Origin of the sequence: Verrucosispora sp. WMMC514 (assembly GCF_027497295.1) — a bacterium.
Taxonomy (GTDB): domain Bacteria; phylum Actinomycetota; class Actinomycetes; order Mycobacteriales; family Micromonosporaceae; genus Micromonospora; species Micromonospora palythoicola.
The window spans coordinates 4,121,821-4,140,874 of the sequence record NZ_CP114906.1 but is presented as its reverse complement, the minus strand read 5'-3'; the positions used below and the strand labels follow the sequence as shown (position 1 = coordinate 4,140,874).

The 19,054-nt window shown below is 72.5% G+C and carries 16 protein-coding genes; 7 read left to right on the top strand and 9 right to left on the bottom strand.

Translation table 11 applies throughout. From position 1 onward, the window contains the following. Positions 1–56 precede the first annotated feature (56 nt). The 5 genes from O7597_RS19320 (at position 57) to O7597_RS19300 (ending at position 5,497) form a co-directional block, all read left to right on the top strand. On the top strand, positions 57–638 hold the full coding sequence (locus O7597_RS19320; RefSeq protein WP_269739336.1) for a PadR family transcriptional regulator: 582 nt from the start codon (positions 57–59) through the stop codon (positions 636–638). Continuing rightward, on the top strand, positions 635–1,453 hold the full coding sequence (locus O7597_RS19315) for an ABC transporter ATP-binding protein (protein ID WP_281580328.1): 819 nt from the start codon (positions 635–637) through the stop codon (positions 1,451–1,453). The genes O7597_RS19320 and O7597_RS19315 overlap by 4 nt, the downstream gene beginning before the upstream one ends. Then, complete coding sequence (locus O7597_RS19310; protein WP_281580327.1) at positions 1,450–4,173, top strand: FtsX-like permease family protein; 2,724 nt, start codon at positions 1,450–1,452, stop codon at positions 4,171–4,173. The genes O7597_RS19315 and O7597_RS19310 overlap by 4 nt, the downstream gene beginning before the upstream one ends. A gap of 28 nt (positions 4,174–4,201) precedes the next feature. After that, positions 4,202–4,681 carry a nitroreductase/quinone reductase family protein gene (locus tag O7597_RS19305; RefSeq protein ID WP_281580326.1) on the top strand — a complete coding sequence of 160 codons (480 nt, stop codon included), beginning with the start codon at positions 4,202–4,204 and terminating at the stop codon, positions 4,679–4,681. Positions 4,682–4,777: 96 nt separating this feature from the next. Next, positions 4,778–5,497: a nucleotidyltransferase domain-containing protein gene (locus O7597_RS19300; protein WP_269739340.1), complete on the top strand. Its 720-nt coding sequence runs from the start codon at positions 4,778–4,780 to the stop codon at positions 5,495–5,497. A 1-nt stretch (position 5,498) separates the two neighbouring features. Here O7597_RS19300 and O7597_RS19295 read toward each other — a convergent pair whose 3' ends face one another. Beyond that, on the bottom strand, positions 5,499–6,215 hold the full coding sequence (locus O7597_RS19295) for a VIT1/CCC1 transporter family protein (protein WP_164445668.1): 717 nt from the start codon (positions 6,213–6,215) through the stop codon (positions 5,499–5,501). Further along, positions 6,212–7,069 carry a type I methionyl aminopeptidase gene (gene map, locus O7597_RS19290; RefSeq protein WP_269739342.1) on the bottom strand — a complete coding sequence of 286 codons (858 nt, stop codon included), beginning with the start codon at positions 7,067–7,069 and terminating at the stop codon, positions 6,212–6,214. Before map ends, O7597_RS19295 begins: the two co-directional genes overlap by 4 nt. Before the next feature lie 94 nt (positions 7,070–7,163). Here map and O7597_RS19285 point away from each other — a divergent pair, with 94 nt between their 5' ends. Beyond that, positions 7,164–7,478: an STAS domain-containing protein gene (locus O7597_RS19285; RefSeq protein WP_281580325.1), complete on the top strand. Its 315-nt coding sequence runs from the start codon at positions 7,164–7,166 to the stop codon at positions 7,476–7,478. A gap of 23 nt (positions 7,479–7,501) precedes the next feature. Here O7597_RS19285 and O7597_RS19280 read toward each other — a convergent pair whose 3' ends face one another. The 5 genes from O7597_RS19280 to O7597_RS19260 form a co-directional block, all read right to left on the bottom strand. Next, the gene (locus tag O7597_RS19280; protein ID WP_281580324.1) at positions 7,502–11,221 is read right to left on the bottom strand and encodes a SpoIIE family protein phosphatase; all 3,720 of its coding nucleotides are present in this window, start codon (positions 11,219–11,221) and stop codon (positions 7,502–7,504) included. A gap of 174 nt (positions 11,222–11,395) precedes the next feature. After that, positions 11,396–12,163, bottom strand: coding sequence for a 3-oxoacyl-ACP reductase (locus O7597_RS19275; RefSeq protein WP_269739345.1), 768 nt, complete (start codon positions 12,161–12,163; stop codon positions 11,396–11,398). A gap of 2 nt (positions 12,164–12,165) precedes the next feature. After that, entirely contained in the window at positions 12,166–13,521 is a 1,356-nt protein-coding gene (locus tag O7597_RS19270) for an aldehyde dehydrogenase family protein (RefSeq protein ID WP_281580323.1), read from the bottom strand. A gap of 110 nt (positions 13,522–13,631) precedes the next feature. Further along, positions 13,632–14,996 carry a glutamine synthetase family protein gene (locus O7597_RS19265; RefSeq protein WP_281580322.1) on the bottom strand — a complete coding sequence of 455 codons (1,365 nt, stop codon included), beginning with the start codon at positions 14,994–14,996 and terminating at the stop codon, positions 13,632–13,634. Positions 14,997–15,090: 94 nt separating this feature from the next. Beyond that, the gene (locus tag O7597_RS19260) at positions 15,091–15,351 is read right to left on the bottom strand and encodes a YciI family protein (RefSeq protein WP_269739348.1); all 261 of its coding nucleotides are present in this window, start codon (positions 15,349–15,351) and stop codon (positions 15,091–15,093) included. A 59-nt stretch (positions 15,352–15,410) separates the two neighbouring features. Between O7597_RS19260 and O7597_RS19255 the strand changes: the two genes are divergently transcribed. Next, entirely contained in the window at positions 15,411–16,073 is a 663-nt protein-coding gene (locus O7597_RS19255) for a Crp/Fnr family transcriptional regulator (protein ID WP_269739349.1), read from the top strand. 214 nt (positions 16,074–16,287) lie between these two features. On the opposite strand, the gene O7597_RS19250 is transcribed toward O7597_RS19255, so the two are convergent. Then, the gene (locus tag O7597_RS19250) at positions 16,288–16,788 is read right to left on the bottom strand and encodes a DUF456 domain-containing protein (RefSeq protein ID WP_269739350.1); all 501 of its coding nucleotides are present in this window, start codon (positions 16,786–16,788) and stop codon (positions 16,288–16,290) included. A 106-nt stretch (positions 16,789–16,894) separates the two neighbouring features. Next, on the bottom strand, positions 16,895–19,051 hold the full coding sequence (locus O7597_RS19245; RefSeq protein WP_281580321.1) for an EAL domain-containing protein: 2,157 nt from the start codon (positions 19,049–19,051) through the stop codon (positions 16,895–16,897). Between the last annotated feature and the right edge of the window lie 3 nt (positions 19,052–19,054).

Below are 19,054 nucleotides of genomic sequence, written 5' to 3'. Positions count from 1 at the left end.
CGAACTCACGTCCGCGCCGGTTGCGGTCCGCATACCAGGTATGCATACTCCGGTCCATGTCCATCCGCCACGGCCTGCTCGCCCTGCTCGAACGCGGGCAGATGTACGGCTACCAGCTCCGGGCCGCCTTCGAGGAGTCGACCGGCGCCACCTGGCCGCTGAACATCGGGCAGGTCTACACGACCCTGTCCCGGCTGGAGCGGGACGGGTTGGTCAGGTCGCTGCCGGAGAGCGAAGCCGGCCAACGGCCGTACGAGATCACCGACGCCGGGCGGGCGGACCTGGCCCTGTGGTTCGCCACCCCGATCAGCCGCAGCGACCGCCCGCGCGACGAGTTGGCGATCAAGCTGGCGCTGGCGTTGACCACCCCCGGGGTGGACGTGCGCTCGGTGGTCCAGACCCAACGGACCGCCACCATGCGGACGCTGCAGGAGTTGACCAGGCTGAAGTACGCCAGCGACCGGCCGGAGGACCTGCCGTGGCGGCTGGTGCTGGACGCCATGGTGTTCCAGGCCGAGGCCGAGGTGCGCTGGCTCGACCACTGTGAGAGCAGTCTGGTACGGCACCGCCCCCCGGCCGCCGGCCCAGCGCCCCTCTCCGAGGCGGTGGGCCACAGTGGTGAGGAGGCACGACGGTGACCACCGGCGGCGGACGGATGCCGGCCGCCCCCGACCCGCGAGCCGCGTCCGACTCCGCCGCGGCCCCCGACCAGGCCGTCCCCGCCCCGACCGGCGACACCGTACTCGATCTGCGTGACGTGCATCGCACGCACGGCAGCGGCCCGGCGGCGGTACACGCCCTGCGGGGGGTGAGCCTGGCCGTGCGCCCCGGCGAGCTGGTCGCCGTGATGGGCCCCTCCGGCTCCGGCAAGTCCACCCTGCTCACCCTGGCCGGCGGGTTGGACAGCCCGACCGCGGGTGAGGTGCACGTCGAGGGGCAGCCGCTGCACGCCCTCGACCGGCGCGGGCTGGCCCGGCTGCGCCGCCGCCGCATCGGGTACATCTTCCAGAACCTGAACCTGATCGGCAGCCTGACCGCCGTGGAGAACGTCGCCCTCCCCCTCGAACTGGACGGCACCGGGGTGCGGGCGGCCCGCCGGCTGGCCCTGGACGCACTGACCGAGGTGGGGTTGTCGGAGCTGGGTGACCGGTTCCCGGACCAGCTCTCCGGTGGCCAGCAGCAACGCGTCGCCATCGCCCGGGCGTTGGTCGGGCAGCGGCGACTGGTGCTGGCCGACGAACCGACCGGGGCGCTGGACTCGCAGACCGGGGAGGCGGTGCTGCGACTGCTGCGCCGCCGGGTCGACGCCGGGGCCGCCGGAGTGCTGGTCACCCACGAGGCGCGCCACGCCGCCTGGGCCGACCGGGTGGTCTTCCTGCGCGACGGCGTGACGGTCGACTCGACCGCCCCGCTGGCCGGCGTGGAGGCCCTGCTCAGCGGCAGCGGTCGGTGAGCGGTCGACCGTCCGGACCGACCGGCGGCGGGCGGCTGGCCGAGGCGCTCGGCTCGTGGCGGGCGGCGCTGCGTATCGCCCGACGGGAGGCGAGGCGGGCTCGCGGGCGCACCACCCTGGTGCTGGCGATGATCGTCCTGCCGGTGCTGGCGTTGAGCTTCGTCGCGGTCAGCGTCGACATGGCGCGGCTGACGCCGGGCGAGCAGATGGAACGCCGGCTCGGCAACGCCGACGCGGAACTTCGGGTGGTGGGACGCGGTCCGGTCGAGCAGAACTCCGACGGCAGCGGCTGGACCTCCGGCGACCGGGACCAGCCGCCCACCGCCGAGGTCACCGCGGAACACGTCGCCGCGTTGCTGCCGGAGGGCAGCCGGGTACTGCCGGTGCGTCGCTGGGTGCCGTTCGGTGCCTGGCAGGGCGACCGGATCCGGGACGACATCGCCGCCACCGTGATCGACCTGACCGACCCCCTCGGGCGCGGCCTGGCCCGGGTCCACCGGGGCCGGGTGCCGGCCGCCGCCGACGAGATCGCGGTGAACCTGGCCGCCCGACGCAGCCTCGGCGTCGACGTCGGAGACCGGGTGGCCGCCGCGGACGGCAGCCGCACCTGGACGGTCGTCGGCGTGGCCGAACTCCCCGAGCAACTGACCCCGATGGTCCTCCTGCACCCCGCGGGGGCGCCGGTGGAGACCAATCCCGACGAGGCGTTCCTGGCCGACCTGTCCGGCCCGCTCACCGACGACCTCTTCCGGCACCTCAACCGCAACGGTGTCGTGGTGGCCGCCCGGGTGCCCGCTCCGCCCGGGAAGCTGCCCCAGCACGTCGACTCGTCCACGGGCCGGATGAGCCTGGAGGAGGTCAGTACCGGTGTGCTGATCGGCGGGCTCGGTCTGCTCGAAGTGGTGCTCCTGGTCGGGCCCGCGTTCGCCGTCGGAGTGCGCCGTCGGCGACGGGAACTGGCTCTGGTCGCGGTGGCCGGTGGCGATGCGGTGCAGCTGCGCCGGGTGGTGCTCGCCGACGGCGTGGTGCTGGGCGGAGTCGGCGCCGTGACCGGAATCGCGCTCGGCGTGGCCGCCGCCTTCGCCGGCCGCCCCCTGGTCGAGCAGTTCATCTTCTCGCAGCGGTTCGGCGGCTACCGCGTCTGGCCCGCCGCCCTGGTCGTGATCGCGTTTGTCGCGGTGCTGGCCGGGGTGCTGGCCGCACTGGCACCGGCGTGGACGGCCGCGCGGCAGGACGTGGTGGCCGGGCTCGCCGGACGACGTACCCCGCCCGTCCACCGGCGCCGGTGGCTGGGCATCGGCGTCGCGCTGGCCGCCGGCGGCACCGTCGTGGCCGCGATCGGTGCGGTCGTCACCTCGCAGTCGGTCATCCTCGCCGGACTGGTCATGGGCGAACTGGGGCTGGTGTTCGCCACCCCGACGCTTGTCGGACTGCTGGCCCGGCTCGGTCGGTTCCTCCCGCTGGCGCCCCGGATCGCGGTACGCGACGCCAGCCGCAACCGTGCGTCGGCCGCGCCGGCCATCTCCGCCGTGATGGCCGCGGTCGCCGGCAGCGTCGCCCTCGGGCTCTTCCTGGCCAGCGACGACGCGCGCAACGAGCAGCAGAACCGGGCGCTGCTGCCGGAGCGCACCGTGCTGGTGACCACCAGCGGCGATCCCGCGACGGACCGCCCGCCCACGCTCGACGAGATCAGCGGCCCGGCGCGGCGGCTGCTCGGTGCCGACACGATCGCTCCGCTGGTGGCGGCCGGCTGCTCGCCGGACTTCTACGCCTGCACGATCACCGCGACCATGCCTGCCGAGCGGGTCTGCCCCTGGCAGCCGTACGAGCCGCTCAGCGCGGCCGACCAGCTGCTGGCCCGGGCCGACCCACGCTGCCAGCACGACCACGAACCGCACGGCCCGTACCTGCGGGTGGCCGTGGACGACGGCACCGCGCTGCGGCTGCTGACCGGGGTCGCACCGGCCGACGTCGCGGCCGCCACCGCCACGCTGCGCGCGGGCGGCGCGGTGATAACCGACGCCCGCTTCCTCCACGACGACCGCCTGGATCTCCGGGTCGAACACGGGGACGAGACCCGGCCCGCGGACATCGCCACCGTGCCCGGACACGCGCTGCACACCGGGCTCGGTGAGCACTGGCTGCTGCTCTCGCCCGTCGCGGCCGACCGGCTCGGGCTGACGACCTGGCAGGTCGGCTGGGCGCTGGACGCCCGGCAGCCACCGGACCAGCAACGACAGGACGACCTCGCCGCCGCACTCCGCCCGCTGGGCGCCGCCGGGGTCGCGGTGGAACGGAACCGGGACCACGACGACACCCGGCCGCTGCTGCTGTTGCTGGCGGCGGTCTCCGCGGTGGTCACCGTCGGCGCCGCCGGCATCGCCACCGGGCTGGCCGCCGCCGAGGGACGGGCCGACCTGTCCACCCTCGCCGCCGTGGGCGCGGGACCGGGCGTACGCCGCCTGCTCTCGCTCTGCCAGGCTGGCGTGATCGCGGTGCTCGGCTCGGCGCTGGGCATCGTCGCCGGACTCGCCTCGGCCCTGATCGTGCTGGCCTTCACCAACCAGCGGTACGCCGACAGATGGCCGATCGAACCGCCCTTTCCGCTGGTGATGCCCTGGCTGACCCTGGGCGTGCTGGTGGTGGTGCCGCTGGTGGCGATGCTCGGCGCGGCGCTGTTCACCCGGTCCCGGCTACCGGTGGAACGCCGTCTGGACTGACCGGTACCCCACCCGCCAGACTGTGCGGATGTCCGTGCTGGGAAGCCTCACCCGCCGGGTCGGCCGGTACCGATGGTTCGGTGCCACCGTCCGGCTGCTGGTACCCGTCGACCGGGCCGTCGGGCGGCTGACCCGGGGCCGGGTGGTCGCCCTCGGGCTCGTACCGTCGTTGGTGATCACCACGACCGGTCGCCGGTCTGGTCGGCCACGCAGCAACCCGCTGCTCTACGTGCCCGACGGCGACGGGTACGTGGTGGTCGGGTCGAACTGGGGCCAGACCCACCAGCCGGCGTGGTCGCTGAACCTGCTCGCCGAACCGAGGGCCGAGGTGGACGTCAAGGGCCGTCGGATCCCGGTACGCGCCGAGGTGGCCACCGGCGCCGAACGCGACCGGCTGTGGAAACTGCTGGTCGACCAGTGGCCGGCCTACGAGACGTACGTGGCGCGGGCCGGTGGCCGCCAGATCCGGATCTTCCGACTCGTACCCGACCCCGGCCGCCGCGCCTGACCTCTGCCTCGGTTCGACCGGGGAGTCCGGCACAGACGTTAGGGTGTGCGGTGACCGACAGGTCACAGTGGGTGGCGTGAACGCGGGGTGGTCGGCGTGGACGGTGTCCAGGAACACCGGGACGATCCCCGGTGGGACGTGGCCGAGCGGGTCGCCGCGGCCGTCCGGCGGCGGTTCCCGGCCGACGTGCTCGCGGTCGCGGTCCACGGTCCGCTGGCCCACGGCGACGACGACGGTGGGGGCGACGGCGAGGTGGGGCTGCTGGTGGCCACCTACCGGCCCGGCACCGGACCGCCGCCGGCGACCCGACGGGTGGACGGCGTGCTCGTCGACCTGACCGTCGTCGCCGCCGAGGAGCGGCTGCGCCAGGCGCGGCAACTGACCAGCCGGTGGCCACTGACCGCCGACCGGTACGTGACCACGCGCGCGCTGCACGATCCGACCGGATGGCTCGCCACGCTGCGCGACGAGCACCTCGGCCGGCTGGCCCGGGCCCGCCCGGCCGAGTTCACCTCGGCCGCCCGGCGGGCCTGGTACCGGGGCAGCGCCGCGCATGCCCGGGCGGCCCGGCTGGCCGAGTGGTACGAGACCGACCAGGCCCTGCTGATGCTCGGCGAGGCCCGGCTCGGCGCCGCCACGGTCAGCGGGCTGCTCAGCCGCACCTACTTCCGGGATCCCGGCGACGCGGTACGGCGAACCGGGCTCGCCGGTGCGGACATGACCGAGGTGGGTGCCGTGCTGGCCCGTCAGTCGGCGGAACTCACCGCCCGTGGCCGCCCGGTCGACGGCACCATCGACGACCTGCTCGACGGCTGACTCAGCCGAGCCCGCCCTGGACTCCGATCAGCGCACCGATCAGGTACGTCGCCACCGCGGCGGCGGCACCGAGCAGCAGTTGGCGCAGCCCGCCGGACCACCACCGGCGGTTGGTGAACCGGGAGACGATCGCACCGGCGACGAAGAGCCCGAGCCCGCCGACCGCCAGGGCGAGCGCCAGGCTGGTCGCGCCGAACAGGTACGGCAGCAGCGGCACCAGGGCCCCGACGGAGAAGCAGAGGAACGACGAGAGCGCCGCCGCCCACGGGTTCGGTTGTTCGTCCGGGTTGACGCCCAACTCCTCCTGCACGTGCATCCGCAGCGCCTGCTCCGGGTGGCGGCGTACCGCCTCGGCGACCTGGATCGCGAGATGCTCGGGCAGCCCCCGGGCGACCCACATGTCGGCAAGCTCGCGGGCCTCGGCCTCCGGGTGACGCTCCAGCTCCCGGCGTTCCTTGGCCACCTCCGCGGCGATCTGCTCGTTGGCGGACCGCACGCTCGTGTATTCGCCGAGCGCCATCGAGATCGCGCCGGCGACCAGGCCGGCGGTGCCGGTGAGCACGATGGTGCGGGGCGAGACCCCGCCGCCGCCGACGCCGGCGATCAGGGCGATGTTGGTGACCAGGCCGTCCATCGCCCCGAACACGGCCGGGCGCAGCCAGCCGCCGGAGACGTCGGCGTGGTGGTGCTCGCGCAGTGCGGCCGGGGTCTCGGTCACGGCAGCGTCAGGATCTCGTGGCCGTCCTCGGTCACCAGCACGGTGTGCTCGAACTGGGCGGTCCACTTCCGGTCCTTGGTGACCACCGTCCAGCCGTCGTCCCACAGGTCGTACTGGTAGGTGCCGAGAGTGATCATCGGCTCGATGGTGAAGGTCATTCCGGGCTCCATCACGTCGGTGGGGCGCGGGCTGTCGTAGTGCGGCACGTAGAGCCCGCTGTGGAAGGACTCGCCGATGCCGTGGCCGGTGAAGTCACGGACCACGCCGTAGCCGAAGCGCTTCGCGTACGACTCGATGACCCGGCCGATCACGTTTATCTGTCGCCCCGGGGCGACGGAACGGATCCCCCGCATCATCGCCTCGTGGGTCCGCTCGACGAGCAACCGGTTCTCCTCGGCCACCTCGCCGACGCAGAACGTCGCGTCCGTGTCGCCGTGCACGCCCCCGATGTACGCGGTGACGTCGACATTGATGATGTCGCCGTCGACAAGCACGGTCGAGTCGGGGATGCCGTGGCAGATCACCTCGTTCAGGCTGGTGCAGCAGGACTTCGGGAAGCCCCGGTAGCCCAGGGTCGACGGGTAGGCGCCGTGGTCGATGAGGAAGTCGTGCACCACCCGGTCGATCTCGTCAGTGGTCACGCCGGGCTTGCAGTGTTCCCCCGCCAGTTGCACCGCCTGGGCGGCGATCCGCCCGGCCAGACGCATCTTCTCGATGGTCTCCGGGGTCTGCACGTGCGATCCCCGCCAGGGCCGGGGGGCCTTCTTGCCGACGTACTCCGGGCGGGCGATGTGGGCGGGCACCGGCCGCCATGGGGAGAGCGTGCCGGGGGTCAGCGGCGCACGGACGGTCATGACGCAAGCCTATCGCCGCCCGCGACGTGACCCCCGCCACCGGTCCTCGCGAGCGGTTGTTGCCCTACCACAACCACTGTGTCAAGGTGTCTGCGTGGATCAAGGGGGCGCACCTCCCGTCTTCTCCGCCAACGCGGAGACCGATGGTGATCACCTGAGCGTGGTGGTCACCGGCGAGGTCGACATGGCGACCGCCGACACCATGCTCCAGACCGTGCTGCGCGAGCCGGCCGGCCGGGTGACTCTCGACCTGCGGGCGGTCACCTTCTTCGACTCGGCGGCGATTCACGCGGTGGTCCGGCTGGCCGGCCACTATCCGGACGCGCTGACGGTCCTGCCGTCCCGGCAGGTCAGCCGGGTGCTGGAGATCGCCGGTCTGGGAAGTCAACCCTGGTTGCATCCGGCCTGACCGCGACCACCGCAGGCCGGGCGTCAGCCGGTCAGCACGCGGCGCAGGGTGAGCCGGGTCCCCTCGGGGGTGTGTTCGACCGAGAGATCCCCGAGTGCCCGGATCAGCGACAGTCCGCGACCCCGGAAACCCGAGCCGGTCGACTCCCGCCACTGCCCGCTGTCCGACACCGTCGCCACCACGGTGCGGTCCTCGATCCGCACCTCGATCTCAACCACCGGTTCCACCGGGTCGACCGGGTGCTCGATGGCGTTCGCCGCCGCCTCGGAAACCGCCACGGTCAGGTCGAACAGGTCCGTCTCGCCCACCCGGTGTGCGACGAGAAAGTCCTCCAGCCGCTTGCGCAGCACGCTCAGCCGGGTCGGGTCGGCGGGCAGCCGCAGCGCGAACCGGTTGAGTTCCACCGCCTCCAGGGCCAGCACCGCGACGTCGTCCCGACGGGGCCGGCCGGCGACCCGCGCCACCACCGCGTCGATCAGGTCGGCCACGTGCTCGCCGGAGCGGGCCGCGTCGGCGCGCAGCAGGGCCAACGAGTCGTCGATGCCCATCTGCCGGTCCTCGATCAGGCCGTCGGTGTAGAGCAGCAGCCGGTCACCGGCCCGCAACTCGCCGGAGACGGTCTCGTACTCGGTGCCCGCGATGGCACCGACCGGCGGCCCGAGCGCCCGCCCGTGCAGGAACGCCACGTCGTCGCCCCGGATCAGCAGCGGCGACGGGTGCCCCGCGCTGGCGTAGCGCAGTCGACCCGTCCGGGGACTGAACCACAGACAGAAGACCGTCGCGAACGAACGTGACTCGGTGGATCCCACCAGCCGGTTCAGTCGGGTCAACGACTCGCCGGGATCGAAACCCTCGAGCACGTACGCGCGCAGCGCGTTGCGCAGCTGGCCCATGGCCGCCGCTGCCGGCACCCCCTTGCCCACCACGTCACCGATGATCAGCATGAGTTCGTCGTCGTCCCGGGCCACCACGTCGTACCAGTCGCCACCCACCTCGACGTCCGCGCTGCCCGGCAGGTAGCGGCTGGCCACCACGGCTCCGGGCAGCTGCGGCAGGGTACGGGGCAGGAAGCTGTGCTGAAGGGTGGTGGCGATGCGGTGCTCGGCCTCGTAGAGCTGTGCGTTCTCCATGCGTACCCCGACCAGGCGGGCGAGCTGGGTCAACGCGGCCTCGTCGGCGTCGGTGCTCTCCCCGGTCGGATGCCACACCCGCAGCTCACCGAGCGGCTGGTCGGCCACTCCGGTCAGCGGCAGGACGAAGGACGGCTCGGCGCTGCTGGGCCCGCCGCCGTCGGCCTCGTAGCGCGTGCCACCGGCGGAGACCACCACCCGGACGGCCTCGGCGAGACTCAACGCGTGACGGGCGGCGATCTGGAGCACGTCGGCGGTGGATCGCGCGGTGTTGACCGCGACCGCCGCGTCCGCGAGCGCACGCAGCCGGCGGATGATCTGGTTACGTAGCTGGCCGAGGGCCATGTTCGCCCGGACCCGGGCGATCAACTCCTGCCCGGAGAACGGTTTGGTGAGGTAGTCGTCGGCACCCACCGACAACCCGGCCACCTCCTCGGCCGAGCCGGCGCGGGCGGAGAGCAGCACGATCGGCACATACCGGGTACGCGGGTCCGCGCGCAGCGCGGCGACCAGCCCGAAGCCGTCCAGGCGCGGCATCATCACGTCGGTCAACACCAGATCGAAGGCGCTCTCGGTGGCGCGTCGCAGCGCCTCCACGCCGTCGGCGGCGGTACTCACCTCCCAGGTGGGCACGAGCAACCGGGTGACGTGTTCGCGCAGATCCGGATTGTCGTCGACGACCAGCACGCGACCGGCGGGCACGACGGCGAGGGGCCGGGGTGCCCGCTGCGTCGCGGCGTCGGCGTCCGGCACGGTCGAGTCGTCGGTCGACGCCGGGCGGGACGCGGTCGCCACAGCGCCGGCGGTCCACTGCACGGTCTCGGCGACGAAGAGCGGGGCCTGCCGTGGCTCGCGGATGGCGTGCGCGGCGGGCTCGGCATCGGCCACCCGGTCGGCCTGCAGATGCCCGACACCGAACGGGACGGTGACCAGGAAGGTACTGCCAACGTCGACCTGGCTGGTGGCACTGACCCGGCCGCCGTGCATCTCGACCAGTTCGCGCACCAGGGCCAGGCCGATCCCGGTGCCCTCGTGGCTGCGGGAACGCACCCCCGGCACCCGGTGGAACCGCTCGAACACGTGCGGCAGCTCCCGCGCGTCGATGCCCACCCCGGTGTCGGAGACCTCCAACTGCGCGGCACCGTCGACCGCACGGACCCGGATGCTGATCTCACCCTCGAAGGTGAACTTCAGGGCGTTGGAGACCAGATTGAGGACGATCTTCTCCCACATGTCCGGATCGACGAAGACCGGCTCCGCCAGCGGCGGGCAGTCCACCACCAACCGCAGGCCGGCGCGCTCGGTGGCCGAGCGGAACGTGCTGGCCACCCGGGAGGTGTAGTCGGCCAGATCGGTGGGTTCGTAGTGCGCCACCAGCCGCCCGGACTCCAGCCGCGAGAAGTCGAGCACCGTGTTGACCAGCTTCAGCAGCCGCAACGCGTTGCGGTGCATCACGGTCAGCCGCTGGGTGTGGTCCTCGCCAAGCCCCGGGTCCGCGAGCAGGTCCTCCAACGGGCCCAGCACCAGGGTCAACGGGGTGCGGAACTCGTGACTCACGTTGGCGAAGAAGTTGGTCTTGGCCAGGTCCAGGGCGGCCAGCTCGGCGGCGCGGGCCCGTTCCTGCTCGTACGCCCGCTGCTTGCCGACCGCCCGGGAGATCTGCGCGGCGACCAGTTCGAGGAACGTGCGGTAGTCCTCGGTGAGCGGCAGGCGCCGGGTCACTCCCAGCACCAGCACCCCGGCCGGGTCGTTGGTCGCGCTGATCGGCAGCACCACCGCCTCGTCGGCGGCATCGGGCGGAACCCGGCCGAGCAGCTCGGCGGTGGCCACCGCCGTTGCGACGCCGACCGCGCCCAGCTCCCGCAGCGCGGCGGGCGGATCAGCGGCGACGCTGACGGCTCCGCTCACCCCGGCCAGGCGCAGACGCCCGTCGTCGTCGCGCAGGTAGAGCAGCCCGAACGGGAGGTCGGCCCGGTGCCGGTCGAGCACTGCCGCCGCGACCTGGCCGAGTTCCGCGCTGCGCACCGGATCGGCCAGTTCCGAGCCGAGTTCGGCCAGCGCCCGCAGCCGGCGTTCGCCGAGCACCCGCCCGGTGGTCTCGCTGCAGATGCAGAGCACCCCGCTGATCATGCCGTCGACGTCGCGGATCGGATCGTACGAGACGTCGAAGTAGACGTCCTCCACGAAGCCGTGTCGATCCAGCAGAAAGTGATGGTCGCGGGCCTGGTACGCCTCGCCGCCGCGCAGCACGCTGGTCAGCAGCGGCCCGAGCACGTCCCAGGTCTCCGCCCAGTGCTCCCGGGCGGGCTCGCCCAGCACGGCGGGATGCTTGTCGCCGATGGTCGGCCGGTAGGCGTCGTTGTAGAAGGCACGCAGGTCCTCGCCCCAGAACATGGCGATCTGCGCCTTCGAGGCGAGCATCGTGCTGACGGCGTTGCTCAGCGAGGTCGGCCAGCGCTCCGGTGGACCGAGCGGACTCGCCGACCAGTCGCGGTCACGCAGCAGGGCGCCCATCTCGCCGCCGCCCGCGAATGCCGCCGCGAGCAGCGGCGACGTCCCGCTTTCCGCTGCGGACGGCTGACCATCGTCCACGCCCCCCTGGGCCGAGTTCATGCAGCCTCCCCGGCCGTGTCCTGCACCGCGCCCGATCACCAATGCCCTGATCCGCCTTCTACCCAGACGGATCAGCAACGTAACGCATCCGGCGGTTCGGACGCTGTTCAGCTCCAGGTGAACGTCGGTGACGGCGCGAGCGACCGAGAGTCGTCACCTGCTGTGCACGGGCGATCACAGCGGAGTGACGTACGCGCCGGTGATGCCGCCGTCGACGACGAACTGCGCGGCGGTCATGAACGAGGCGTCGTCGCTGGCCAGAAAGGCCACCGCGGCGGCGATCTCGGTCGGTTCACCGAACCGGCCCATCGGCACGTGCACCAGCCGGCGGGCGGCGCGCTCCGGATCGGCCGCGAACAGCTCACGCAGCAACGGCGTGGCCACCGGTCCCGGGCAGAGTGCGTTGACCCGGATGCCCTCCCGGGCGAACTGCACGCCCAGTTCCCGGGTGAGCGCCAACACCCCACCCTTGCTCGCGGTGTACGCGATCTGCGACGTGGCCGCGCCCATCAACGCCACGAAGGAGGCGGTGTTGATGATCGAGCCCCGCCCCTGCCGGCGCATGTGCGGGATGACGTGCTTGCAGCAGAGGTAGACGCTCGTCGTGTTGACCCGCAGCACCCGTTCCCAGGCGTCCAGCCCGGTCTCCAGGATGGAGTCGTCGTCCGGCGGGGAGATGCCGGCGTTGTTGAAGGCGACGTCCACCCGCCCGTACCGCTCGACCACCCCGTCGAAGAGATCGCGTACCGCCGCCTCGTCGGCCACGTCGGCCGCGACGAAACTCCCGCCCACCTCGTCGGCGGCCCGCTGGCCGGCTTCGGTGTCGATGTCGACGCAGACCACCCGGGCACCCTCGGCGGCGAACCGCCGCACGGTGGCCAGCCCGATACCGCTGGCCGCCCCGGTCACCACGGCCACCCGGTCCCGCAACCGTCCCTGCATGCTCACTCCTCGGTGCTGACGAAGACGTTCTTGACGTCGGTGAACGCGTGCAGGGCGTCCGGCCCCAGTTCCCGGCCCAGGCCGGAGCGCTTCATCCCGCCGAACGGCGTCCAGTACCGCACCGAGGAGTGGGAGTTGACGCTCAGGTTGCCGGCCTCGACGGCCCGGGCCACCCGCAGCGCCCGGCCCACGTCCCGGGTCCAGATCGAGCCGGAGAGACCGTACTCGGTGTCGTTGGCCAGCCGGACGGCGTCGGCCTCGTCGTCGAAGGGCAGCACCGAGACGACCGGACCGAAGATCTCCTCCCGCCAGTGGCGGTCCCCGGGCGAGTCGGCGAGCAGCACGGTCGGGGGGTACCAGTAGCCGGCGCCGTCGGGCCGGGAACCGGTGAACGCCACCCGCGAATCCTCGACGTACCCGGCGACCCGGTCCCGCTGCCCGGCCGAGATCAGTGGTCCCATCTCGGTGCTCTCGTCGGCCGGGTCACCCACCCGGAAGGCGTGTACCGCCGGTTCGAGCAGTTCGAGGAAGCGGTCGTACACCCCACGCTGCACCAGCAACCGGGACCGGGCGCAGCAGTCCTGGCCGGCGTTGTCGAAGACCGCGTACGGCGCGGTGGCGGCGGCCCGCTCCAGGTCGGCGTCGGCGAAGACGAGGTTCGCCGACTTGCCGCCCAACTCCAGGGTGAGCCGCTTCACCTGGCTCGCGCAGCCGGCCATGATCCGGGTGCCCACCTCGGTGGAGCCGGTGAAGCAGATCTTGCGGACGGCCGGGTGGCTGACGAACCGTTCGCCGACCACCTCGCCCCGCCCGGGCAGCACGGTGAACACGCCCTCCGGCAGACCCGCCTGGTCGGCCAGCTCGGCCAGCCGCAACGCGGTCAACGGCGTCAGCTCGGCGGGCTTGAGCACCACCGTGTTGCCGGCGGCGAGCGCGGGGGCGAAGCCCCAGGCGGCGATGGGCATGGGAAAGTTCCACGGCACGATCACCCCGACCACACCGAGCGGTTCGTGGAAGGTGACGTCCAACCCGCCCGGCACCGGGATCTGCCGCCCGGTGAGCCGTTCCGGCGCCCCGGCGTAGTAGTCCAGCACGTCCCGGACGTTGCCCGCCTCCCAGCGCGCGTTGCCGATGGTGTGGCCGGCGTTGGCCACCTCAAGCCGCGCCAGCTCCTCCAGGTGTTCGTCCACCACCGCCGCGAACCGTCGCAACAACCGGCCCCGCTCCGCCGGACTCACCCACCGCCACCGCTGGTACGCCCGCTGCGCCCGCTCGACCGCCGCGTCCACATCCCCGACGGAGCTCTCCCCAACCTCCCGCAACACCACCCCACGAGCCGGGTCCCACACCTCACCCACCCACCCTCACCCACCCTCTCCTCATCGATCATGCAGTTGTGGCATCTGGCAAATGCCATGTATCCCCGCACTTCAGGAGCCACAACTGCATGATCGCGGCTGGGGTGGGGTCAGAGGCGTTCGAAGCCACGGGTGAGTTCCCAGTCGGTGACGGCGGCGTCGAAGGCGGCCAGCTCGACCCGGGCCATGTTGGCGTAGTGGGCGACCACCTCCTCGCCGAAGGCGTCCCGGGCGACGTCCGACGCTTCCCAGAGGGTGAGGGCGTCGCGGAGGGTGCCGGGGACGCGTTCGGCGCTCGGGTCGTCGTACGCGTTGCCGGTGCACTCCTCGGCCAGGTCCAACTCGTTCTCGATGCCGTGCAGCGCGCCCGCCACCAGGGCCGCGATCGCCAGGTACGGGTTCACGTCGGCACCCGGCACCCGGTTCTCCACCCGCATTCCCTGACCGTGGCCCACCACCCGCAGCGCGCAGGTGCGGTTGTCCGTGCCCCAGCGCAACGCGGTCGGCGCGAACGAGCCCGGCTGGTAACGCTTGTACGAGTTGATGTTTGGCGCGAAGAGCAGGCTCATCTCCCGCATCGTGGCGAGCAGTCCGGCGAGCACCCGTTGCCCGGTCGGGCTCAGGTGCGCCGGCCCGTCACCGAGCATGGCGGAGCCACCGGAGGCGTCGCGCAACGAGAAGTGGATGTGGCAGGAGTTGCCCTCGCGCTCGTTCGGCTTGGCCATGAACGTGATCGACATGCCCTCCTGGGCGGCGATCTCCTTCGCCCCGTTCTTGTAGATGACGTGGTGGTCGGCGCAGGCCACCGCCTCGTCGTAGCGGAAGGCGATCTCGTGCTGGCCGAGGTTGCACTCCCCCTTGGCACTCTCCGGAACCAGTCCCGCGCCGGCCATCTCGGTGCGGATGCGGCGCAGCAGCGGTTCCACCCGGGCGGTGCCGAGCAACGAGTAGTCCACGTTGTACTGGTTCGCCGGGGTCAGCTCCCGGTAGCCGCTCCGCCACGCCTGCTCGTAGGAGTCCCGGAACAGCACGAACTCCAGCTCGGTGCCGGCGTACGCGGTCAACCCGTGCCCGGCCAACCGGTCCAACTGCCGGCGCAGGATCTGCCGCGGTGAGGCGATCACCGGACCGGTGCCGTCCAGCCACTCCAGGTCGGCCAGGAGCAGTGCCGTCCCGGGCTGCCACGGCACCCGGCGCAGAGTGCCGAAGTCCGGTTTCATCGCGAAGTCGCCGTAGCCGCGTGCCCAGCTCGACATCGCGTACCCGTCGACCGTGTTCATGTCCACGTCGACCGCGAGCAGGTAGTTGCAGCCCTCGCTGCCGTTCGCGACGACCTGGTCGAGGAAGTACGGGGCGTGGAACCGTTTGCCCTGCAACCGGCCCTGCATGTCGACAAGGGCCAGCACCACCGTGTCGATCTCGCCCTCGACGACGGCGACCCGCAGTTGCTCCAACGTGAGCGGCGGCCTTCTCATCCGCGAGCCTCCATCACCAAGGTCTACCGGCCCGAGCCGATCACCGTCAACAAGACGCTCCGCCCGTACCCCCAACCACTCCCCCGGCAAACCGTCAGGGACCGACGACCGGTCGCCATCCGCGCACCGCGACAACGTCGACGCCGGCGGTGGTGAAGTAGGGATCGTCGGCCATAAGCCGATCGACCTCCGCCCGGTCGCCGGTGAAGACCAGCAACGCACCGGAGTCGCCGTCCCAGGGGCCGGCGAGGAGCAGCGCGCCCTGCTCGTGCAGCGCCCGCAACCGGCTCCGGTGGGCCGGCCGGGCCGCCAGCCGGGCAGGCTCATCGGTGAAGGCAAGTTCCACGCAGATCATGGCAAGGAGCCTAAGGACCAGGCAGTCGTACGGCTGTATCCCGCGATACGCTCCGCGAGATGGACCAGGTCGAACTGGCGGCGGTGCCGCTGTTCTCGATGCTCGACGAGGCACGCCTGGCATGGCTCGCCAACAAGTGTCCGCCCCGCGACCTTTCCCGGGGCGCCACCGCCGCCCGCGTCGGCGAGCCGGCCCGACACCTCGTCGTTGTGATCCGCGGAACTCTCTCGGCAGGCTATGACACCAGCCACGGCTCGCGGATCCGATTCGTGACGGTGACCGGCCCATGCGTGATCGACAAGGCAGCCGTACTTGGCGGCGGATCGCACACGGCGACCTGGACCGCGTCGACCGCCTGCCGGATCCGCCTGCTACCGGCGGACCACCTGCGAGATCTCATCGATGAGGTGCCGGCGCTCCGCGACCACGTCCTACGCCACCTGTCCGACCAGGTGAACCGCGACCGCCGGGCCCAGGTCCGCCGCGCCGCGCCGCAGCCCGTCACGCGGGTCGCCGCCTGGGTCGTCGAATCCATGCGTACGCGGGGCAGCCGGATCACTCTGCCGGGAGCGCAGCAGGGACTCGGTGAGGAGATCGGTCTGTCCCGGGTGACCGTCAACCGTGCGCTGCAGGCTCTCGTCGGCGCGGGTGCCATCCGGGTCGAGCCCGGCACCATCGTCGTGTTGGATCCGACCCGCCTCAGCTCCATGGATGGCGGGTAGGAGCGCCAGGGTCGCAATTGCGTTGCCGGTCGGGTGGGTCGTACCCCATGCTTAGGCCTGTGACCAGGCCCGATCGCGACGGGCCGACCACCGAACCCTCAAAACAGCCCGGCCGCCGCGGCGGCGCGGGAAAGCGTCACCTCTCTCTCGGGTACGGCGTCGCGCCGTACCCCGACTCCGCCCCGCGCCGCTTCGGTCAGCACCGTGCCGCCGGTCAGGCCATCACCAGGCCGGCCACCCACAGGGCACCGATCACCATGCCGGAGAGGAACTCGACAAGCATCGACAGGCCCGCCGCGGCGACCGCCTGTTTCGTCGCCGGCCAGGCTAGTCGGGTGTCGCCGAGCCGCAGCCGCTCCATCGCGAAGATGCCGCCGACGAAGCCGATGACCAGCCCGACCACCGGGATCACGAAGAAGCCGACCAGACCGAGCACCGCACCGGCGAGCAGCGAGGTGGTGGGCACCCCGGCCCGCTTGAGGTTGCGGCCGGGCCAGGCGTACTTGACCACGGTGCCACTGACGGCGACCAGCGTCGCGGCGGCGAGTACCAGCCACCGGCCGGCTCCGGCGTCGCCGAACAGGGCCCACACCAGGACGCCGCCCCAGCACAGCGGCAGCGCCGGCAGTCCGGGCACCACCACCCCGGCCAACCCGGCGAGGATGGCCAGCGCGGTGATCACCGACACCGCGGTACCCGTGTCGGTCAGGCTCACGTCGACTCCCGTTGGCTCGGCACATCAGTTGGGCTCGGTACATCAGTTGGCTCGGCACGTCAGTCGCGAAGGGCATTGTCCCCGCGGGCGTCGACCGGGTGCTTCCTCACTCCGGCTCGCGGAGCCGGGCGACGATCGCCTCCGCCGGCCCCGGCGGGCCGAACAGTCGGCCCTGCGCGGTGTCGCACCGCAACGCCCGCAACCGTTCCGCCTGCGTCTCGGTCTCCACCGCCTCCGCGGTGACCCACAGCTCCAACGCGTGGGCCAGCCGCACCAGCGCGTCGACGATGCGCTCGTCGCGGTGGTCGGCGTCGTCCGGCTCGGTGCCCCGGATCCCCTCGACGAACGGGCCGGCCAACTTCAGGCAGGTGATCGGCAACCGGCGCAGGTAGGCCAGGTTCGAGTACCCGGTGCCGAAGTCGTCCACGGCCAGCCGTACGCCGAGCGCGGCGAGCCGGTGCAGGGTACGCAGCGGCTCCCCCGCCGACCCCATCACCGCGCTCTCGGTCAGCTCCAGTTGCAGCAGTTCCGCCGGCAGTCCGGTGCTGGCCAACGCGTCGGCCACGGTGTCCACGATCGCCGGACGGTCGGCCTGGCGGGCGGCCAGGTTGACGCTCACCACCAGCCCGGCGTCCGGGAAGTCGGTGTGCCACCGCTGGGCGTCGCGGCACGCCTGCCGCAGCACCCACTCACCGAGCCGGACGATCAGGCCGGTCTCCTCGGCGAGCCCGATGAACCGGTCGGGACCGATCAGCCCCAGTTCCGGATGCTGCCACCGGACGAGCGCCTCGACGGCCAGCATGCGCCCGTCGAGCAGCGACACGATCGGCTGGTAGTGCAGCACGAACTCGCCCCGGTCGAGGGCCAGCGGCAGCCCGGCGGCAAGCGCCGACCGGGCGGTGTCCCGGGCGCTGCGCTCCGGGTCGTACACCGCCCACCGGTCGCGGCCCTCCGCCTTCGCCCAGTAGAGCGTGGCGTCGGCGGCCTTCATCAGCTCCACGACGCTGGTGCCGGCGACCGCCGAGTCGACGATGCCGATGCTCGCCGAGACCGCGAGCTGCTGGTCGCCGACGTGCACCGGCGCGGCGACGGCGGCCAGCGCCGACTCGGCCACGGCGATCACGTCCTGGACGGCGGTGACCCCGTCGACCAGGATGACGAACTCGTCACCGCCCATCCGGGCGACCAGGTAACCCTGGTCGGCCACGCAGTCGGCCAGCCGTCGGGCGATCATCACCAGCAACCGGTCGCCGAGGGCGTGCCCGAGGCTGTCGTTTATCGCCTTGAACCCGTCCAGGTCGAGGAAGCAGACACCGACCCGACCGGGTGCGTCGGGCTGCTCGACCAGGCCGGCCAGCGTGTCGAAGAACAGCGTCCGGTTCGGCAGGCCGGTGAGCGGGTCGTGCAGTGCCTGGAAGCGCAGCCGCTGCTGGAGTTCATACCGTTCGGTGATGTCCTCGACCACGGCCACGGTGAACCGTGGCCGGCCGTCGTCGTGGCGGATCAGCGAGACGGCCAGGTCGGTCCAGACGGCGCTGCCGTCCTTGCGGTAGTACCGCTTCTGGACCCGGGCCGCGTCGTGCTTGCCCTCGATCAGCTCCTGGTACAGCTCCCACATGCCGGCCGCGTCGTCGGTGTGGAACAGCGACGCCACGTTGAGCTGCCGAAGCTCCTCGACGGGGTAGCCGAGCATGTCGGCGAAGGCGTGGTTGACGTCGATGATCGTCCCGTCGACTCCGGCGATGCCGATGCCGATGGCCGCGCCGTCGAAGACCGCCCGGAAGCGGGCCTCGCTGTCCCGCAACGCCGCCTCCGCGTCGTCCCGCGCCTGCCACATGGCGCGGGCGATCCCCTCCTGCTGGACGAAGGTCCGCTCCCGCAGCGCGCGGGCGAAGCCGGCCGCGAGTGCGCCCCGCATCACCGCGAGCCGCTCGTCGAGGCCGGGCCGCCCGGCCGTGGCGGCGAGCACGTCGGTCCGGAACCGCTCGCCGAGCGTACGGATCGACCACTCGATAACCCCCGGCTCGGTGAGGTGCGCGGCGACGAGTGAGCGTCCGACCTCCTCCGCCGCCGCTGCCGGTGGTTCGGCGGAGAGCAGCACCTCCGCCAGCCGGAGGGTGTGCCCGAGCAACAGCCGTTCGGTCTCGGCCGCGCTCAGCGGCACGAAACCCAGCCGGCGTACGGCCCGCGTCCAGGCGGCGGCGTACCGCTGGGCGCCGGCCGGGTCGACGGTGTCCCCGCCGGAGGCACCCACGGCGGCCATCGG

Bases quoted from the DNA above. Each gene is read 5' to 3' on its own strand.
- O7597_RS19255 (WP_269739349.1), top strand. From the start codon at position 15,411: ATGGACCAGGTCGAACTGGCGGCGGTGCCGCTGTTCTCGATGCTCGAC.
- O7597_RS19275 (WP_269739345.1), bottom strand. From the start codon at position 12,163: ATGCAGGGACGGTTGCGGGACCGGGTGGCCGTGGTGACCGGGGCGGCC.
- O7597_RS19305 (WP_281580326.1), top strand. From the start codon at position 4,202: ATGTCCGTGCTGGGAAGCCTCACCCGCCGGGTCGGCCGGTACCGATGG.
- O7597_RS19260 (WP_269739348.1), bottom strand. From the start codon at position 15,351: ATGATCTGCGTGGAACTTGCCTTCACCGATGAGCCTGCCCGGCTGGCG.
- O7597_RS19320 (WP_269739336.1), top strand. From the start codon at position 57: ATGTCCATCCGCCACGGCCTGCTCGCCCTGCTCGAACGCGGGCAGATG.
- map (WP_269739342.1), bottom strand. From the start codon at position 7,069: ATGACCGTCCGTGCGCCGCTGACCCCCGGCACGCTCTCCCCATGGCGG.
- O7597_RS19265 (WP_281580322.1), bottom strand. From the start codon at position 14,996: ATGAGAAGGCCGCCGCTCACGTTGGAGCAACTGCGGGTCGCCGTCGTC.
- O7597_RS19245 (WP_281580321.1), bottom strand. From the start codon at position 19,051: ATGGCCGCCGTGGGTGCCTCCGGCGGGGACACCGTCGACCCGGCCGGC.
- O7597_RS19280 (WP_281580324.1), bottom strand. From the start codon at position 11,221: ATGAACTCGGCCCAGGGGGGCGTGGACGATGGTCAGCCGTCCGCAGCG.